The organism is Pelagibacterium halotolerans B2, from assembly GCF_000230555.1.
GTDB classification, from domain to species: domain Bacteria; phylum Pseudomonadota; class Alphaproteobacteria; order Rhizobiales; family Devosiaceae; genus Pelagibacterium; species Pelagibacterium halotolerans.
Genome location: NC_016078.1, coordinates 2177374 through 2192204, shown reverse-complemented (window position 1 = coordinate 2192204; position 14831 = coordinate 2177374). Strand labels below are relative to the sequence as shown.

At 61.2% G+C, this 14831-nt stretch carries 16 protein-coding genes; 8 read left to right on the top strand and 8 right to left on the bottom strand.

The window, feature by feature from the left end:
- Positions 1–9: 9 nt before the first annotated feature.
- The 4 genes from KKY_RS10745 to KKY_RS10730 are packed head-to-tail and all read left to right on the top strand — an operon-like array spanning position 10 to position 4869.
- Entirely contained in the window at positions 10–2010 is a 2001-nt protein-coding gene (locus KKY_RS10745; protein ID WP_014131371.1) for an acetyl-CoA carboxylase biotin carboxylase subunit, read from the top strand.
- Positions 2010–4127: a methylmalonyl-CoA mutase gene (scpA, locus tag KKY_RS10740; RefSeq protein ID WP_041528710.1), complete on the top strand. Its 2118-nt coding sequence runs from the start codon at positions 2010–2012 to the stop codon at positions 4125–4127. Before KKY_RS10745 ends, scpA begins: the two co-directional genes overlap by 1 nt.
- Positions 4124–4549, top strand: a complete 426-nt coding sequence (gene mce / locus KKY_RS10735) for a methylmalonyl-CoA epimerase (RefSeq protein WP_014131369.1) — start codon at positions 4124–4126, stop codon at positions 4547–4549. Before scpA ends, mce begins: the two co-directional genes overlap by 4 nt.
- 35 nt (positions 4550–4584) lie before the next feature.
- The gene (locus KKY_RS10730; RefSeq protein ID WP_014131368.1) at positions 4585–4869 is read left to right on the top strand and encodes a hypothetical protein; all 285 of its coding nucleotides are present in this window, start codon (positions 4585–4587) and stop codon (positions 4867–4869) included.
- Positions 4870–4883: 14 nt separating this feature from the next.
- On the opposite strand, the gene KKY_RS10725 is transcribed toward KKY_RS10730, so the two are convergent.
- Genes KKY_RS10725 through KKY_RS10710 form a run of 4 tightly spaced genes read right to left on the bottom strand, consistent with a single transcriptional unit; the run spans position 4884 to position 8815 of the window.
- On the bottom strand, positions 4884–5210 hold the full coding sequence (locus KKY_RS10725) for a DMT family transporter (RefSeq protein WP_014131367.1): 327 nt from the start codon (positions 5208–5210) through the stop codon (positions 4884–4886).
- 8 nt (positions 5211–5218) lie between these two features.
- The gene (gene murD, locus KKY_RS10720; protein WP_014131366.1) at positions 5219–6493 is read right to left on the bottom strand and encodes a UDP-N-acetylmuramoyl-L-alanine--D-glutamate ligase; all 1275 of its coding nucleotides are present in this window, start codon (positions 6491–6493) and stop codon (positions 5219–5221) included.
- Positions 6483–7817, bottom strand: coding sequence for a MurL-like N-terminal domain-containing (locus tag KKY_RS10715; protein ID WP_014131365.1), 1335 nt, complete (start codon positions 7815–7817; stop codon positions 6483–6485). Before KKY_RS10715 ends, murD begins: the two co-directional genes overlap by 11 nt.
- 47 nt (positions 7818–7864) lie before the next feature.
- The gene (locus tag KKY_RS10710) at positions 7865–8815 is read right to left on the bottom strand and encodes a metallophosphoesterase family protein (protein ID WP_014131364.1); all 951 of its coding nucleotides are present in this window, start codon (positions 8813–8815) and stop codon (positions 7865–7867) included.
- A 32-nt stretch (positions 8816–8847) separates the two neighbouring features.
- Here KKY_RS10710 and KKY_RS10705 point away from each other — a divergent pair, with 32 nt between their 5' ends.
- Positions 8848–9312 carry an NUDIX domain-containing protein gene (locus KKY_RS10705; RefSeq protein ID WP_014131363.1) on the top strand — a complete coding sequence of 155 codons (465 nt, stop codon included), beginning with the start codon at positions 8848–8850 and terminating at the stop codon, positions 9310–9312.
- Positions 9313–9320: 8 nt separating this feature from the next.
- Here the strand turns inward: KKY_RS10705 and KKY_RS10700 are convergent, their stop codons facing one another.
- On the bottom strand, positions 9321–10280 hold the full coding sequence (locus KKY_RS10700; RefSeq protein WP_014131362.1) for a glutathione S-transferase family protein: 960 nt from the start codon (positions 10278–10280) through the stop codon (positions 9321–9323).
- 267 nt (positions 10281–10547) lie between these two features.
- On the opposite strand from KKY_RS10700, the gene KKY_RS10695 reads away from it, so the two are divergent.
- The 3 genes from KKY_RS10695 to KKY_RS10685 are packed head-to-tail and all read left to right on the top strand — an operon-like array spanning position 10548 to position 12929.
- Complete coding sequence (locus KKY_RS10695; protein ID WP_014131361.1) at positions 10548–11087, top strand: GNAT family N-acetyltransferase; 540 nt, start codon at positions 10548–10550, stop codon at positions 11085–11087.
- 20 nt (positions 11088–11107) lie between these two features.
- A complete protein-coding gene (locus KKY_RS10690) occupies positions 11108–11737 on the top strand; it encodes a CoA pyrophosphatase (RefSeq protein WP_050811693.1) in 630 nt (209 codons plus the stop codon).
- Positions 11727–12929 (top strand): CCA tRNA nucleotidyltransferase, encoded by a 1203-nt coding sequence (locus tag KKY_RS10685; RefSeq protein WP_014131359.1) that lies wholly within the window; start codon positions 11727–11729, stop codon positions 12927–12929. The genes KKY_RS10690 and KKY_RS10685 overlap by 11 nt, the downstream gene beginning before the upstream one ends.
- A gap of 3 nt (positions 12930–12932) precedes the next feature.
- On the opposite strand, the gene KKY_RS10680 is transcribed toward KKY_RS10685, so the two are convergent.
- From KKY_RS10680 to KKY_RS10670, 3 genes are all read right to left on the bottom strand, one after another.
- The gene (locus KKY_RS10680) at positions 12933–13118 is read right to left on the bottom strand and encodes a DUF1059 domain-containing protein (RefSeq protein WP_014131358.1); all 186 of its coding nucleotides are present in this window, start codon (positions 13116–13118) and stop codon (positions 12933–12935) included.
- Between the two features lie 74 nt (positions 13119–13192).
- Positions 13193–14089 carry an oxygen-dependent coproporphyrinogen oxidase gene (gene hemF, locus KKY_RS10675; RefSeq protein WP_014131357.1) on the bottom strand — a complete coding sequence of 299 codons (897 nt, stop codon included), beginning with the start codon at positions 14087–14089 and terminating at the stop codon, positions 13193–13195.
- 85 nt (positions 14090–14174) lie between these two features.
- Entirely contained in the window at positions 14175–14663 is a 489-nt protein-coding gene (locus KKY_RS10670) for a tRNA (cytidine(34)-2'-O)-methyltransferase (protein WP_014131356.1), read from the bottom strand.
- Positions 14664–14831: the final 168 nt, after the last annotated feature.

Below are 14831 nucleotides of genomic sequence, written 5' to 3'. Positions count from 1 at the left end.
TCTGTCTAGATGTTTAGCAAAATCCTCATAGCCAATCGCGGTGAGATCGCCTGCCGGGTGATCGATACGGCGAAAAAGATGGGCATTGCGACGGTCGCCGTTTATTCAGACGCCGACAAGGATGCGTTGCATGTGCGGATGGCCGATGAGGCCGTCCATATCGGTCCGGCCACCGCATCGCAAAGCTACCTCGATATCGAAAAGATTGTTGCGGCCTGCAAGCAGACCGGCGCTGCGGCGGTGCATCCGGGGTATGGGTTCCTGTCGGAAAACCCGGCCTTTGCCGAACGCCTGCGGCAGGAGGGGATCTATTTTATCGGACCGCCGGTCAAATCCATCGAGGCGATGGGGGACAAGATCACCTCCAAGAAAATCGCCGCCGAAGCGGGGGTTTCGACGGTTCCGGGCCATATGGGGCTGATCGCGGATGCCGCCGAAGCGGCCAAAATCGCCAAGTCCATCGGCTATCCGGTGATGATCAAGGCGTCGGCCGGCGGTGGTGGCAAGGGCATGCGGATCGCGCGTTCGGACACGGATGTCAAGGAAGCCTTCGAGCGCTCGAAATCGGAAGCCGCAGCCTCGTTCGGCGATGATCGGATCTTTATCGAGAAATATATCGAAGAGCCGCGCCACATTGAAATTCAGGTGCTGGCCGACGGGCAGGGCAATTGCATCCATCTGGGCGAGCGCGAATGTTCCATCCAGCGCCGCAACCAGAAAGTGATCGAGGAGGCGCCATCGCCGTTTCTCGATGCCCAAACGCGCGAGAAGATGGGCGCGCAGGCGGTGGCGCTTGCAAAGGCGGTCAATTATGTCAGCGCCGGGACTGTCGAATTCATCGTCGACAGGGACCGCAATTTCTATTTCCTTGAAATGAACACGCGGCTGCAGGTCGAACATCCGGTGACCGAACTGGTGACCGGGCTCGATCTGGTCGAAGAAATGATCCGCATTGCCGACGGTGAAGCGCTACGGTGGAGCCAGGAGGACGTCAAGCTGGAAGGATGGGCGGTCGAAGCGCGGATTTATGCCGAAGATCCTTATCGCAATTTTTTGCCCTCCACGGGGCGGCTCAGGCGCTATCGCCCGCCCGCCGAGGAGGCCTCGGCGCACCTCGTCGTTCGCAACGATACCGGCGTCGACGAGGGCGGCGAAATCAGCCCTTACTACGACCCGATGGTGGCAAAGCTTGTGACCTGGGCTCCCACGCGTATCGAGGCGATCGACGGATTGGCCGTGGCGCTGGATCAGTTCGAAATCGAAGGGATCGGCAACAATATTCCGTTCCTCTCGGCGGTGACCCAGCAGAAGCGTTTCCGCGAGGGGCTGCTCTCGACCAACTATATCGCTGATGAATTTCCCGAAGGATTTTCGGGCGTCGCGCTTGACGATGATACATTGCTGACGCTGGCCGCGCTCGCCTGCCGGGCCAGTTTTCAGCTCGAAACGCGCGGATTTATCGAACCCGCGCCGCTCAGCAGCGGACATGTGATCGCAGAACGGAGCGTGCTGATCGGGGATCGGCGCTGGGATTTTTCCATTCCCAAATCCGACGAGTCCTTCGTGCTGATGACCGATGATGGCCAGCCCCTGCTTATCGAGGACGGCTGGCAGCCGGGTGCGAGCCTGACGGCGACGGAAATCGATGGCCGCACGTTGCATGTGAAGATGGACCGGGTGACCTCGGGCTTCCGCATGCGCTATCGCGGGGCCGATATTGTCGCCAAGGTGGTGATGCCGCATGTGGCCGATCTGATGCGCCATATGCTCAAAAAGACGCCCCCTGACATGAGCCAGTTCCTCTTGTGTCCGATGCCGGGGCAGATCGTGCGCCTGGACGTGGCCGAGGGCGATATCGTCGAGGAAGGCCAGCCCTTGGCCATTGTCGAAGCAATGAAGATGGAAAATGTCCTGCGCGCCGAGCGCAAGGCCCGGGTCGCCGGCCTCAAAGCGGTGGCAGGGGACGTGCTGGCCGTCGATGCGGTCATAATGGAGTTTGAGGCCGTGTGATGGGCAAATCCCCGCGTGATGTCTGGTCTCATATCGCCAGCGCGGAACTGCGCGACATCCCGCTCGACAGCCTTCGCCGCGATTATGGCGGGCTCGAGGTCGAGCCGGTCTATCTGGGCGAGGATGGCGCCATCCCCGGCGTCGAGCCGTTCACGCGCGGCGTGCGGGCGACGATGTATGCCAACCGGCCCTGGACCATAAGGCAGTATGCGGGGTTTTCGACCGCCGAGGAGAGCAACCGATTCTATCGCCGGGCGTTGGAGCGTGGGCAGAAGGGGCTATCGGTCGCTTTCGATCTGGCGACCCATCGCGGATATGATTCCGATCATCCTCGGGTTGTCGGGGATGTGGGCAAGGCGGGCGTGGCCATCGATTCCGTCGAGGACATGAGGCTGCTGTTCGATGGCATTCCGCTCGATGAGATGAGCGTATCGATGACCATGAACGGGGCGGTGATCCCGGTTCTGGCCATGTTCATCGTTGCGGCCGAAGAACAGGGCGTGAGCCCCGAAAAACTCTCCGGGACCATTCAGAACGACATTCTCAAAGAGTTCATGGTCCGCAACACCTATATCTATCCGCCCGAGCCCTCCATGCGGATCGTGGGCGACATCATCGCCTATACGGCCGAGCACATGCCCAAATTCAATTCGATCTCGATTTCGGGCTATCACATGCACGAGGCCGGGGCGACGGCGATCCAGGAACTTGCCTATACGCTGGCCGACGGCATTGACTATGTGCGGGCGGCGCAGGCGCGCGGGCTCGATATCGACAAATTCGCGGGGCGGCTGTCGTTCTTTTTCGGCATCGGGATGAATTTTTTCGTCGAGGTTGCAAAGCTTAGGGCAGCGCGCACGCTGTGGTCGAAAATCATGACCGATCTGGGCGCGACCGATCCGCGCTCGAAGATGCTGCGCACCCATTGCCAGACCTCCGGCGTCTCGCTCACCGAGCAGGACCCCTACAACAATATTGTGCGGACCGCTTATGAGGCGCTGGCAGCCGTCTTGGGGGGTACGCAGAGCCTGCACACCAATTCGTTCGATGAGGCCATTGCGCTGCCCTCGGAAACCTCCTCGCGCATCGCGCGCAACACCCAGCTCATCCTGCAGCACGAAACCAAGATCACCGATGTCGTCGATCCGCTGGGCGGCTCCCACTACATCGAGGATCTGACGCGTCAGCTAGTTGAAAAGGCGCAAGCGCTCATCGACGAGGTCGAGGCGCAGGGCGGTATGACAAAGGCCGTACAGTCGGGCGAGCCCAAGCTGGCCATCGAAAAGGCAGCCGCCATTCGCCAGGCTGCGATCGATCGCGGCGAAGAGGTGATCGTCGGCGTCAACCGCTATCGGCTCGACACCGAAGATGCGATTGAAACGCTCGAAATCGACAACGCCAAGGTGCGGGCCGGGCAGATCGCCCGGCTTAAAACCGTAAGGCGCACGCGCGACGAGGCGCGTTGCCAGTCGGCGCTCAATGCCTTGCGCGAATATGCGGCGATGGACGAGGGCAATCTGCTCGACGCTGCCGTGGCCGCGGCGCGGGCCCGCGCCACGCTGGGGGAGATTTCCCAGGCCATGGAAGATGTGTTCGGCCGCTATGATGCGACAACGCGGGTGCTGTCGGGCGTCTATTCCCAAAGTTATGCCGGCGACCCGCAATATGAGGAGGTCGCGACCCGCATCAAGGAATTCGAGCGCTCTTATGGCCGGGCGCCAGCGCTCTTCATCGCCAAGATGGGACAGGACGGCCATGATCGCGGCGCCAAGGTGATCGCGACCGCCTTCGCCGATCTGGGCTTTGTCGTGCATATGGGGTCGCTGTTCGAAACCCCGCATGAGGTGGCGGCGCATGCCGGAGAACTCGGGGTCGACGCTGTGGGTGTTTCGTCGCTGGCGGCGGGGCACAAGACGCTGGTGCCCGAACTGATCGCAGCGCTCAGGGAGCGGGGGCTGAAGGATGTGGCGGTTGTTGTCGGCGGCGTCATTCCCAGTACTGACTATGAATTTCTGCGCAAGGCGGGAGTCCTCGACATTTTCGGACCGGGCACCAATGTGCTCGATGCGGCCTATTCGGTGCTCAATGCCATCGAGGGCAGGTTGAGCAACCGATGATCGGACGGGTCAATCATATCGCCATTGCGGTGCCCGACCTCGAGGCGGCGGCGCGCCGGTATCGTGAGCTGCTTGGCGCCAGCGTGTCGGGTGTACAGGAATTGCCAGATCACGGCGTCCGGGTGGTGTTCGTCGATGTGGGAAACACCAAGGTCGAACTGCTTGAAGCGTTTGGAGAAGGTTCGCCCATCGCGGCGTTTCTCGAACGCAATCCTGACGGCGGCATGCATCATATCTGCTATGAAGTCGCCGATATCGGGGCGGCAATCCGCCGGCTCACGGAAGGCGGAGCACGCGTGCTTGGCGACGGAAAGCCCAAAATAGGCGCGCATGGGCTGCCTGTGGTTTTCCTCCACCCCAAGGCCTTCGATGGCACGCTCATCGAGCTTGAAGAGGTCAAACCTGACTTCGCACCCGCCTAACAGTTTATTAACCTACATTCACGCAGGATAGCACCATGAGCAGCGCTGTCTCGACCGGCTTTAAGAAGATGAACTGGGTGTCCAAGCCATCCGCGTGGGAGGCCATGGAAACCGCGCGCCTCAAGCGCCGCGAAATGATGGAAGAGTTCCAGGCGAGTTCAGCGGCCCTTGTGTCCGGATTCCAGGCCGCGCAAACCATGCAGATACAGGGTGTGGGAGAACTTGCCGCCCAGGGAGTTCAGGCCCGCATGGATGCCAAGGTCAAGGAAATGCAGGACAAGCTCGAAGACCGGTATGCCAGTCTTTCGAAACTGGTTTGACCGCGCGCGTTGGATCAGTGCCCCGCCCGTGAAAAGGCGTTGATGACGATGACCCCCGCAATGATCAGCCCCATGCCAAGAATTGCAGGCAGGTCGAGCGCCTGCCTGTAGATCACCCAGCCAACGAGCGAGATCAGGACGATCCCCAATCCCGACCAGATCGCATAGGCGATGCCGACCGGCAGGGTGCGCAGGGTGAGCGATAGGAAATAGAACGCCGCCGCATAGCCCACGATCACGATGACAGATGGCACAAGGTTGGTGAAGCCGTTGGCGGCCTTGAGGGCGGAAGTCGCGATCACCTCAGCGACGATGGCGCAGAGCAGAAAGACATAGGTCATCGGGTTTCTCAGCCGAAATGCTGGCGGGCGAGGGCCTTGAACCGGTCGCCGCGCTCCTCGAAATTCTTGAACTGGTTGTAACTCGGCGCGCCCGGCGAGAGGATGACGGTATCGAAGATGTGGCCGGCGCTGGCCAGCGCTTGCATGGCCTCATCCAGCGTCGAGCACTCGGCGATGGGGATCGGGGTGTTGTCGCGCACGGCCTGGGCGAGCCGCGTGCCGGTGACCGGCAGCGAGCACAGCATCACGACACTGGTCAGGCCCATCAGATTAGCGAGATCGGTATAATCCTGCTGGCGCTCATGGCCGCCGGCGATCAGGGCAATCTTTTTGCCCTTGTAGGCAGCGAGCGCCACCTTGGTTGCTTCAGGGGTCGTGGAAATCGAATCGTCGACGAAAAGAATGTCGCCGACCATCACTTCCTCGAGCCGATGGGGAAGGGGAATGAAGGCCTCGATGCCCGCAAATATTCCTTCCCTCGTGGCGCCGGCAGCGAGCGCGATGGCAGCGGCCAGCCTCGCATTGTCGTGATTATGGGCGCCTTTGAGCCGCGAATTCATCGCCGCCATCAGGATTTCGTCGGCAAGCTCGATGTCGAGCGGCGGGATGCGTCTGGTCGTGGCGGGAATTGTGCTGATGACGCGCTCGACCGTGGCGGCCTGCGGGCCGATGGCCACCATTTTGGGACCCTTGGCGATCAGGTTGAGCTTGTCGCGGTAATAGGCATCGAGCCCGCCGTGCCAATCGACATGCTCGGGATAGAGGTTGGAGATCGCCGCGATGTCGGGGGCGAAATCGATATCGGCGGTCTGGTAGGAGGAGAGTTCGAGCACCACGGTCTGCGCGCTGCCGGCGGCGTCCAGCGGCGGGATACCCACATTGCCGGCCAGCACCACATCGACCCCGGATTTTTCCAGCATCAGATGAACCAGCGTTGCCGTGGTCGATTTGCCCTTGGTGCCCGAAATCGCGACCACCGTGCGGCCCTCGCGAAAATGAGCGCCCCAGATATTGAGGTTCGAGGTTATCGGCACACCGGCGGCCCGCGCCACCTCGAAGATCGGCTTATAGAGCGACACGCCGGGGCTTTTGACGATGGTGCCGAAGCGCGAAACCTCGTTTGCCTTATCGGGCGGAATGAAGCTGGCGCCCTCGAGTTCGGCCACACCGTCATCGGTAGTGACGAACAACTCAAGGTCGGGATAGGTGCGGCGCAGGAATGCCGCCGTGGAACGGGCCTCGCGGCCAGCGCCGTAAAGAAGAACCGGGCCTTCAATGTGCATAGGGTGCAACCGCGCTTTCGATGTGTTCGGGAATCAGGTGGTCGGTGCTGTCGGTCATGAACTCCTCATAGGCCGAGTGTAGGCGCGCCGGGCCGTAAAACGCTTCGAGGTCTGGCTTGAGCGCCTTGACCACGGCGCTGTCGCGCCAGTCGGGGTTATCGGCGATGCGCCACAGACACGCTGCTGCTTCGAGGATTTCGCCCACGCATTCCCAGGGCTTGTGTCCCGAAAGGCCCGTCAACTCGCGATAGGGGTCGATATTGTCGGGATTGTCGAGGACATTCTGGCCGAAGATTTTTGTGAGACGTTCCTTGCTCATATGCGGCCCAAAGATCAGGAAGACGAAATGGCATTTGGGGCATTTGCCGCACCAGAGCGGGCCGTCATGGCCCGCAAGGCGGAAATTGCGGTTGCAGCTCGAAAACACGTCATCGTAGCGGTTCGATCGAGCGAACAGCGCTGCGATGCGGGCCTCGGAATAGGGGCGGAGCAAGGAAAAATAGCCCAGAGCGCCCGATGTGGCCGTCGAGAGCACGTCGCGGATGGCGCGCTCGAAATCGATCGATTTGGAATATTGGTGATTGGCCTGCCGCCCGTCGAACTCGACATTTCCTTCACTGGCCGAGCGTTCGTTGGAGAGGACGATATTTCCATAGCCGTACAAAAGACCCGCCAGGGCCGCGATCATCGAGTTGATGGCGGTCGAGGGCACGTGTCCGTTGTAATAGCCCGGTTTCTGACCCAGCGCGATCATTTCGGGATCGAGAACGCGCTCGACGGTCAGCAAGGGCAGGCCGGAGCGTTCGGCGGAGGAGAGGATGGGGCCCTTGGGATTGACCGCAAACAGGCTCATCTGTGCTCCGGCACTTTCGAGCAATTGCACGCTGACAAGCGAATCCTTGCCGCCGCCGATCAAGACCAGCGCGCGGTCCGGGAGGGTGGGCGGAACATCGTCTTCGCGCGGTGCGCCTACGGAAATTGTCAGGCGCCCGAAGCGCTTGAGGTCGTTGCGGGCGTAAAATTCGCCCAGCCCATTCTCGTAGACATCGAGCAAAAAGGCACGCTGCGCCTTTGAAAGCGCGAGTGCGGTCGCATCGATTTCAAAAGGCGCGAGCAGCTTGAAATAGCTCACCCCAAGCACAGCGGCCGAGAGATCGAGCAAGGTGGCGAATGCTGCGGTCTCTGCCCTTGCTGCCTCCAGTCCTTCGACGGGAAATCTCAGCGTTTCGACCAAGGTGTGCCTGGCCAGCCGATAGAAAAACTTCGCCTCGCCCGTTGAGGGGTCGAAGGCCGGTGCATCGATGATGAAAGAAATCTGGCTCACGCTCTCGCCTTGCGCCGTTCGAGATGGCGCGCTGAATCACTTGCTCTTTAATATATGCGCATTTGCAGCCGCAATGCGATCTCGTCGCCGATGCGCTGATAGCCATATTCGCGCATGGCGCAGGACCATTCAGTCCCGACTTTCTCGATACGGAAAAGATTATAGCGGCCCGGAGCGTCGTGGCCCTCGGGCGCCGCCGAGGCCGCGGCCACGCCGATCACCGGAATTTCCTGGGTCGGGCCCGAGATGGCATTGACCGATGAAAGATGGGTGTGCCCATGGAGAATGACTTCGGCACCGGCTTGTTTCAGCACGGCCCGGAAATCGCTTCCGTCCCACAATCCGAGGCGCCGGGAGTCGGCGAACTCGGCATGGGGCGGATGGTGGATCATCACGATCCGGAAGTATCCCGCTTCGCCAAGCAGCGTCAGCAGCTTGCGCAGCCGTGCGAGCTGATCGGCTCCAACCTTGCCGGCCGCGAAGAATGGTGGTGTCGCTATCGCGCTGGAAACGCCGATCAGTGCGACCATGTCGAGACGCCGGACATAAGGGAACGGGTTGTCGTCCAGCGCCTCGCCCCGCATGTAACCGCCATAGGTATCGAGCGCCTTGTCCAGCGCTCCCGGCACATAGGCGTCGTGATTGCCGGGGATGGCGCAGACCTTGCCGGGGGCGCCCAGTTCGGTGAACCAATGGGCCGCCCGGGCGATTTCCTCGTCGAGCGCGAGGTTGACCATATCGCCGGTGACACAGATCATGTCCGGGTCGTGGGCGCGCATGTGGTCGAGCAGCGCCATCAACGTTTCGGGACGCATATCGCTGCCACGCTCGAGCTGCCAGTTTAGCCAGCCCGTCAGGCGCTTGGATGCCAACTCACGAGGTGTAATGAGAGGGAGCGGTGCGAGATGGACGTCGGAAATATGGGCAAGGGTAATCATCGAGCGCACTATTGGCATGGCGGCTAAGGCAAGAAAATGGCCGATTGCCGCCTTTGCCACAATTTGTCATGGGTTGGCCGGTAGGAGTGATCATGGCCAGAGGCTGGGAACGGTTCAAATTCGGCGCGCTGTTGCGCGCCCGCGGTATCTACAAGCACCTGACCCTCGGCGCTCGGGCGGCGGTGATCGTGGATGGCAGAGTTCTTCTGGTGCGCCACGGCTATGTCGCGGGCTGGCAGATGCCGGGCGGCGGCGTCGATCCGGGCGAGACCGCCGAGGCCGCCGCCCGCCGCGAAGTGCTCGAGGAAACCGGCTATGTGGTCGATGGCGACATGCGGCTTTTCGGGCTTTACCACGCGACGGGCTACACCAATCGCGACCATGTCGCACTCTATGTCGGCCAATCCGCCCACCAAGCCAGGGCGTTCGAGCCCAATCGCGAAATCGTCGAGATCGGATGGTTCGCGCTGGGCGATCTCCCTCAACCCATGGCGCCGGGTGCCGCACGACGGCTGGCAGAAATCGGCGAGGGCAGAACACCCTCGCCGAACTGGTAGCTGTTGCCTCAATCGAGGAAATCGAGCACCGGCCCTTCAGGCACGATGCGGGTGGGGTTGATGGTTGTGTGGCTCCAGTAATAATGGGTCTTGATATGGTCGATATGAACCGTCGCCGCGACACCGGGCCACTCACACAGGGCCTTGAGATATTTCGACAAATGAGGGTAGTCGGCAATGCGGCGGATGTTGCATTTGAAATGCCCGACATAGACCGCGTCGAACCGCATTAGTGTGGTGACCAGCCGCCAGTCGGCCTCGGTCGGGGTCGAGCCGGTCAGGAACGGCTGCTGAGACAAAATTCCCTCGACCCAATCCAGTGCGCCAAACAGGGCGGTTACTGCTTCGGTGTATGCTTCCTGGGTGGTTGCAAAGCCGGCCTTGTAAACGCCGTTGTTGATTTCGTTGTAAACCCGGTCGTTGATGCGGTCGATCTCGTCGCGCTTGTCGCGAGGATAGAAATCGAGTGTGTTGCCGGTGATCCCGTTGAAAGCAGTATTGAACATCCGGATGATGTCCGCGCTTTCGTTGGACACGATGGTCTGGCGGTGCTTGTCCCAGAGGACCGGTACGGTCACGCGGCCGGTATAGTCGGGCACTGCCTTGGTATAGACCTGCCAGAGATAGTCCGCGCCGTTGAGCGTGTCGGTATCGGAGCCCAATTCACCGGTAAACGCCCAGCCGGTTTCATCGGGCATCTTGGGCGACACGACAGAGACCGAAATATGATCCTCGAGCCCCTTGAGGGCGCGGAAGATCAGCGTCCGGTGGGCCCATGGGCAGGCATAGGAGACATAGAGGTGATATCGGCCGCTTTCGGCCTTGAACCCGTCTTGGCCAGTCGGGCCGGCGGCGCCATCGGCCGTGACCCAGTTGCGGAAGGCCGATTCCGAGCGCTTGAACTTTCCGCCTGTCGATTTGGTATCGTACCACCGGGTCGACCATTTGCCGTCGATCAACTGACCCATCGCTTGTCTCCTTTTCGTTCATCATCTGCTCGATAACGGCATATCTAGCCCGATTGTTCTCGATTATTAGACGGATATCGCCGAACACCGTGTTCGTCTTCGATTTCGATGGACCGAAGGTATCGGGGGTGCTAAATCCGCTTTCGGCGAATTTGTGGAGCCCGGCTCATGATGTTCGGTATCGAGCGAGACATTCGACGACTTTAGGACGCGCCCCTGTGCGCGACTGTCGTCGTATTGCCTTGATCGATCTGGATATTGCTCACAATGACCGCTCTCTCGCCGCTCCCGGCTGCCACTGTCCCTACGCCTGCCGCCCTGTCCATCCGTCTCGAAACGCCGGACGATGATGCCTGGATCGAGGCGCTGCACGAAGTTTCCTTCGGTCCTGGACGTTTTGCCCGCGCCGCCTTCCGGGTGCGCGAGCGGATCGCCGTCGATCCCGAATTTTCCTATATCGCCGAGATCAAGGGAGAGCGCGCGGCCAGCGTTCGCATGACCCCGATCAGCGTCGGCGGTATCAACGGTTATCTGCTCGGGCCGCTGATGACCGATCCCGAGTTCAGAAAGCAGGGGGCGGGGCGTGCCCTGGTCCGGCATGTCTGCGACCTGGCGCTGGAGCGCGAGGGAATCGCATTTGTCCTGCTGGTCGGCGATTTCGCCTATTACAGTCCGCTGGGCTTTGTTCGCACGGCGCCGAGCGCCATCACCTTCCCCGGCCCCGTTGATCCGACGCGCGTGCTGGTCCACTCTCCCGATCCGCATATGGCGGAGACATTGGCCGGGGATGTTTTGCCCTGGGTTTAGGGTCATTACCGAAAGTCGAAATGGCAAGCGAGAGTGATATCAGGGAGATCGTGACCCGGCTGCTGCCGGCAGCCGAGCCCATGCCCGATGCCGCCGATCTGGTTGCCGATTTCGTCATCAGCGATCTTGGCAATGCGGTGCCGGTTCCGGCGGCGGTGCTGATTGCGCTGGTCAAGCGCGGCATGGGCTACAATGTGCTCTACACCGAGCGGGCGACGGCCCTGCGTAAGCATTCTGGCCAGGTGGCATTCCCCGGCGGGCGGATCGATCCCGAGGATCAGGACGCTGCCTATGCCGCCTTGCGCGAGGCCAATGAGGAAGTGGCGCTGCATCGCGATGATGCCGATGTGCTGGGCTATATGCCCTATTATTACACCGGTACGAATTATTTCATCACGCCGGTGGTTGCCATCGTCGATCCCCGCGCGCCCTTCGTGCCCAACCCGGGTGAAGTGGACGATGTGTTCGAGGTGCCACTCGAAACGCTTATCGATGAGAACAGCTACAGCACTTTTCGCGCGGTCTTTCGCGGAAAGGAGCGGCAGAGCTGGCAGATCGACCATAACGGCCACAGGATCTGGGGCATAACAGCCAATCTCACCAGACGCTTTCGCGACAGCGTTCTGACGGGGCCAAGCAATGGATCGTGATACCGCGCTCGAACGGCTCAGGCACGCGCCCTGGCTCGAAGCGGCGCGCCCGTTTTTCGCTTGCCTTGATGGCGCCGAGGGCCGGACACGGGCAGTTGGCGGCATCGTGAGGGATACGCTTGTCGGCATTGCGAACCGCCAGTCCGACATCGACATGGCCAGCGAACTCTTGCCCGACCAGGTGGCCCAACGCGCCAGGGCGGCAGGCATGAATGTCCATCCGACGGGCGTGGACCACGGGACCATCACGCTGGTTCACAACGGGCGCATTGCGGAAGTCACAACCCTGCGCCGGGATGTGGAGACCTTCGGGCGCAAGGCAAAGGTCTCGTTTGGAACGGACTGGATCGAAGACGCAAGACGGCGCGATTTTACCATGAATGCGCTCTATTGCGGCCCGGATGGCGAAGTGTTCGATCCGCTCGATGGGCTGGACGATTGCCTTGCCGGTCGTGTCCGGTTCATCGGCGACCCCGATGCGCGCATTGCCGAGGACCGGCTGCGCGTCTATCGCTATTTCAGATTCGTGGTCAGCCACGGCAATCAGCAGTTCGATCCGATCGCCATTGCCGCCTGCAGGCGCGCGGCAGGCGGCAATGGCGCCCTTTCAGCCGAGCGGGTGGGCCATGAGATGTTGCGACTGCTGTCACATGAGCGATGCGCCTCAGCCCTGGGGGAAATGAACGCCATTGGCGTGTTGCCGTCCGAGATCGTGTCGTCGCCCGGTCTGGCCGGGCTGGCTCGGCTCGAGACCTTTCCGGTCCGGGTCGATGCCGAAATGCGCATCGCATTGATGGGCGTTTCGGGCGCCGCGATTGGTTCGCTCAAGGCCGGGTGGCGCCTTTCCAATGCCGTCATGGGCCGTATCGGGCGGCTTGTGGCTGCGGCGGAGCTTGCACGTGGAGATAAATTGGCCGAGCTGGCCTATCGATATCGCGAGGAACGGGAGGCGGGACTTGCCGTCGCTGCCGCGATCACAGATGCTTCGGAAAGTTGGCTTGCTGCCCGCCTGGATGCCATCAAGGCCATAAATCCCGACACGTTTCCGCTGTCGGGTTCCGACCTGGTGGCGGTCGGGCACGAGCCCGGCCCCGCGTTGGGGGCCGAACTGCGAAGGCTCGAAAGCCTCTGGATCGATTCAGGATTTTCGCTGGACCGAAAGTCGCTGCTGGCGCTTGTGCGGTCCGCCTGAAAATCAGTGGCGCGTGGGAACGTCGAAAATGCGCTCCTTGATCCGCTCGACCATGTCCGGGCGCACCTCGGTTTCGCCATGTTCGGCCCTGAGCTTTTCGACAGCTTTGCGAACCACTTCGGCCTCGCTTTCGGCCGTCGCGTGCCAGGTTGCGCCCGGTATCAGCGATCCACCGTCAAATCGTTTCATGATTGATCCTCCGTATCCTTTCGGGTTGCACGAAGTCTAGCTTAGGGAAACGATCGGGAAGGCGTGTGGTTCCCTCAGGGCCAGCGCACAGCAGGAGGCATGGAGGAGAGAATTGATCTCACATTGCCGCCGGTCTTGAGCCCGAACGTGGTGCCTCTGTCATAGAGCAGGTTGAACTCGACGTACCGCCCGCGCCGGACAAGTTGTTCCTCGCGCTGCTCCTCGGTCCATTGCGTATTGAAATTGCGGCGGACCAGTTCGGGGTAAATCTCAACGAAGCGGCGGCCAACGTCCTGGGTAAAGGCAAAATCGGCGTCCCAGTCGCCGCTGTTGTGGCGATCGTAGAAAATGCCGCCGATTCCGCGTGGCTCGTTGCGGTGGGCGAGGAAGAAATACTCGTCGCACCAGTCCTTGTAGCGCTGGTAATCGACCTGCGCATGAGGCTCGCAGGCCGCTTTCATTGCCGCATGAAAATCGATGCTGTCGGGATCTGTCTGGGTCCGGCGCGCATCGAGTACGGGCGTCAGGTCGCCGCCGCCACCGAACCACCAGTTCGAGGTCACCACCATGCGGGTGTTCATGTGAACGGCGGGGACGTTGGGGTTCCAGGGATGGCCAATCACGGAAATGCCGGAAGCCCAGAAATGAGGGCTGTCTTCGGTGCCTGGAATTTGCTTGGCAAATTCGGGCGAGAATTCTCCAAACACCGTCGAGATGTGAACGCCCATCTTCTCAAAGACCCGGCCTTTGATGATCGACATTTCACCGCCCCCGCCGGCCGGACGATCCCAGGCTTCGCGTTCGAACCGGCCCGGGGGCAGATCGGCTTGCGGTCCGCTCAGCTCATCCTCGAGGGTTTCGATTGCGGCGCACAAATCGTCGCGGACCGATTTGAACCAGGCGCTGGCGCGAGCCTTCTTGTTTTCTATGTCGTCGGGTAGGGGCATTGCTGTAAACATCTGCATATTCATGGTCTGTGCCGGGTCCCTATCACGTTGGAGCGAGCGCGACCATGCTTCAGAACGGGCCGGGATGGGTTGACCGGGATCAAATGCGTCAGCCTGCCGCGGGTGAGCCGGGCGACCTCTCGAAGCCGCCGGTCTGACGCAGCGCCTCTCCCAGAACGATGGCGGCCGAAAGGGCGACGTTGAGCGAGCGGGCTGTCGGTTGCATCGGTATGCGAACCCTCATATCGGCTTGATCGGCTATCTCGGACGGAACGCCCGCGCTTTCGCGTCCGACCATGAGAATGTCATTGGTGCCATAAACGGCACGATGATGCGGGGCGCTGGCCTTTGTGGTCAGCAGAACAAGCCTTGCCCCCGCCTGGCGGCGCCAATGGTCGAACCGGGCATAGCTGTCGTGTTCGATCATCTCGACATGATCGAGATAATCCATTCCCGAGCGCTTGAGCGCGCCACGCGAGAAGGGAAATCCGGTTGGGTGGATGATATGGACCGGCACGCCCAGACATGCGCCAAGCCGCAGCAGCGTTCCGGTGTTGAGGGCAATATCGGGCTGGTAGAGCGCTAGGGCGATGGGCAATGGCAGGACCGTGGCAAGGGGTTGGCTAAAGTTTGGTGGGTATAGTGTCGCAGATCGATCAAGTCACCATTGGCAAGGCTGGACAAGTCCATGAGACAGTGCAAAAAGGGGCCAAAAATCCGCACCGCCTGGCGGCGGCGGACGCGACTCGCGTACCCATGTGTGAGA

What these genes read in the sequence shown, in the direction of transcription:
- KKY_RS10700 (WP_014131362.1), bottom strand. Translation starts at nt 10,280, where the DNA reads ATGGGTCAGTTGATCGACGGCAAATGGTCGACCCGGTGGTACGATACC.
- scpA (WP_041528710.1), top strand. Translation starts at nt 2,010, where the DNA reads ATGGGCAAATCCCCGCGTGATGTCTGGTCTCATATCGCCAGCGCGGAA.
- murD (WP_014131366.1), bottom strand. Translation starts at nt 6,493, where the DNA reads ATGCACATTGAAGGCCCGGTTCTTCTTTACGGCGCTGGCCGCGAGGCC.
- hemF (WP_014131357.1), bottom strand. Translation starts at nt 14,089, where the DNA reads ATGAATATGCAGATGTTTACAGCAATGCCCCTACCCGACGACATAGAA.
- KKY_RS10695 (WP_014131361.1), top strand. Translation starts at nt 10,548, where the DNA reads ATGACCGCTCTCTCGCCGCTCCCGGCTGCCACTGTCCCTACGCCTGCC.
- KKY_RS10680 (WP_014131358.1), bottom strand. Translation starts at nt 13,118, where the DNA reads ATGAAACGATTTGACGGTGGATCGCTGATACCGGGCGCAACCTGGCAC.
- mce (WP_014131369.1), top strand. Translation starts at nt 4,124, where the DNA reads ATGATCGGACGGGTCAATCATATCGCCATTGCGGTGCCCGACCTCGAG.
- KKY_RS10745 (WP_014131371.1), top strand. Translation starts at nt 10, where the DNA reads ATGTTTAGCAAAATCCTCATAGCCAATCGCGGTGAGATCGCCTGCCGG.
- KKY_RS10705 (WP_014131363.1), top strand. Translation starts at nt 8,848, where the DNA reads ATGGCCAGAGGCTGGGAACGGTTCAAATTCGGCGCGCTGTTGCGCGCC.
- KKY_RS10690 (WP_050811693.1), top strand. Translation starts at nt 11,108, where the DNA reads ATGGCAAGCGAGAGTGATATCAGGGAGATCGTGACCCGGCTGCTGCCG.
- KKY_RS10685 (WP_014131359.1), top strand. Translation starts at nt 11,727, where the DNA reads ATGGATCGTGATACCGCGCTCGAACGGCTCAGGCACGCGCCCTGGCTC.
- KKY_RS10730 (WP_014131368.1), top strand. Translation starts at nt 4,585, where the DNA reads ATGAGCAGCGCTGTCTCGACCGGCTTTAAGAAGATGAACTGGGTGTCC.
- KKY_RS10725 (WP_014131367.1), bottom strand. Translation starts at nt 5,210, where the DNA reads ATGACCTATGTCTTTCTGCTCTGCGCCATCGTCGCTGAGGTGATCGCG.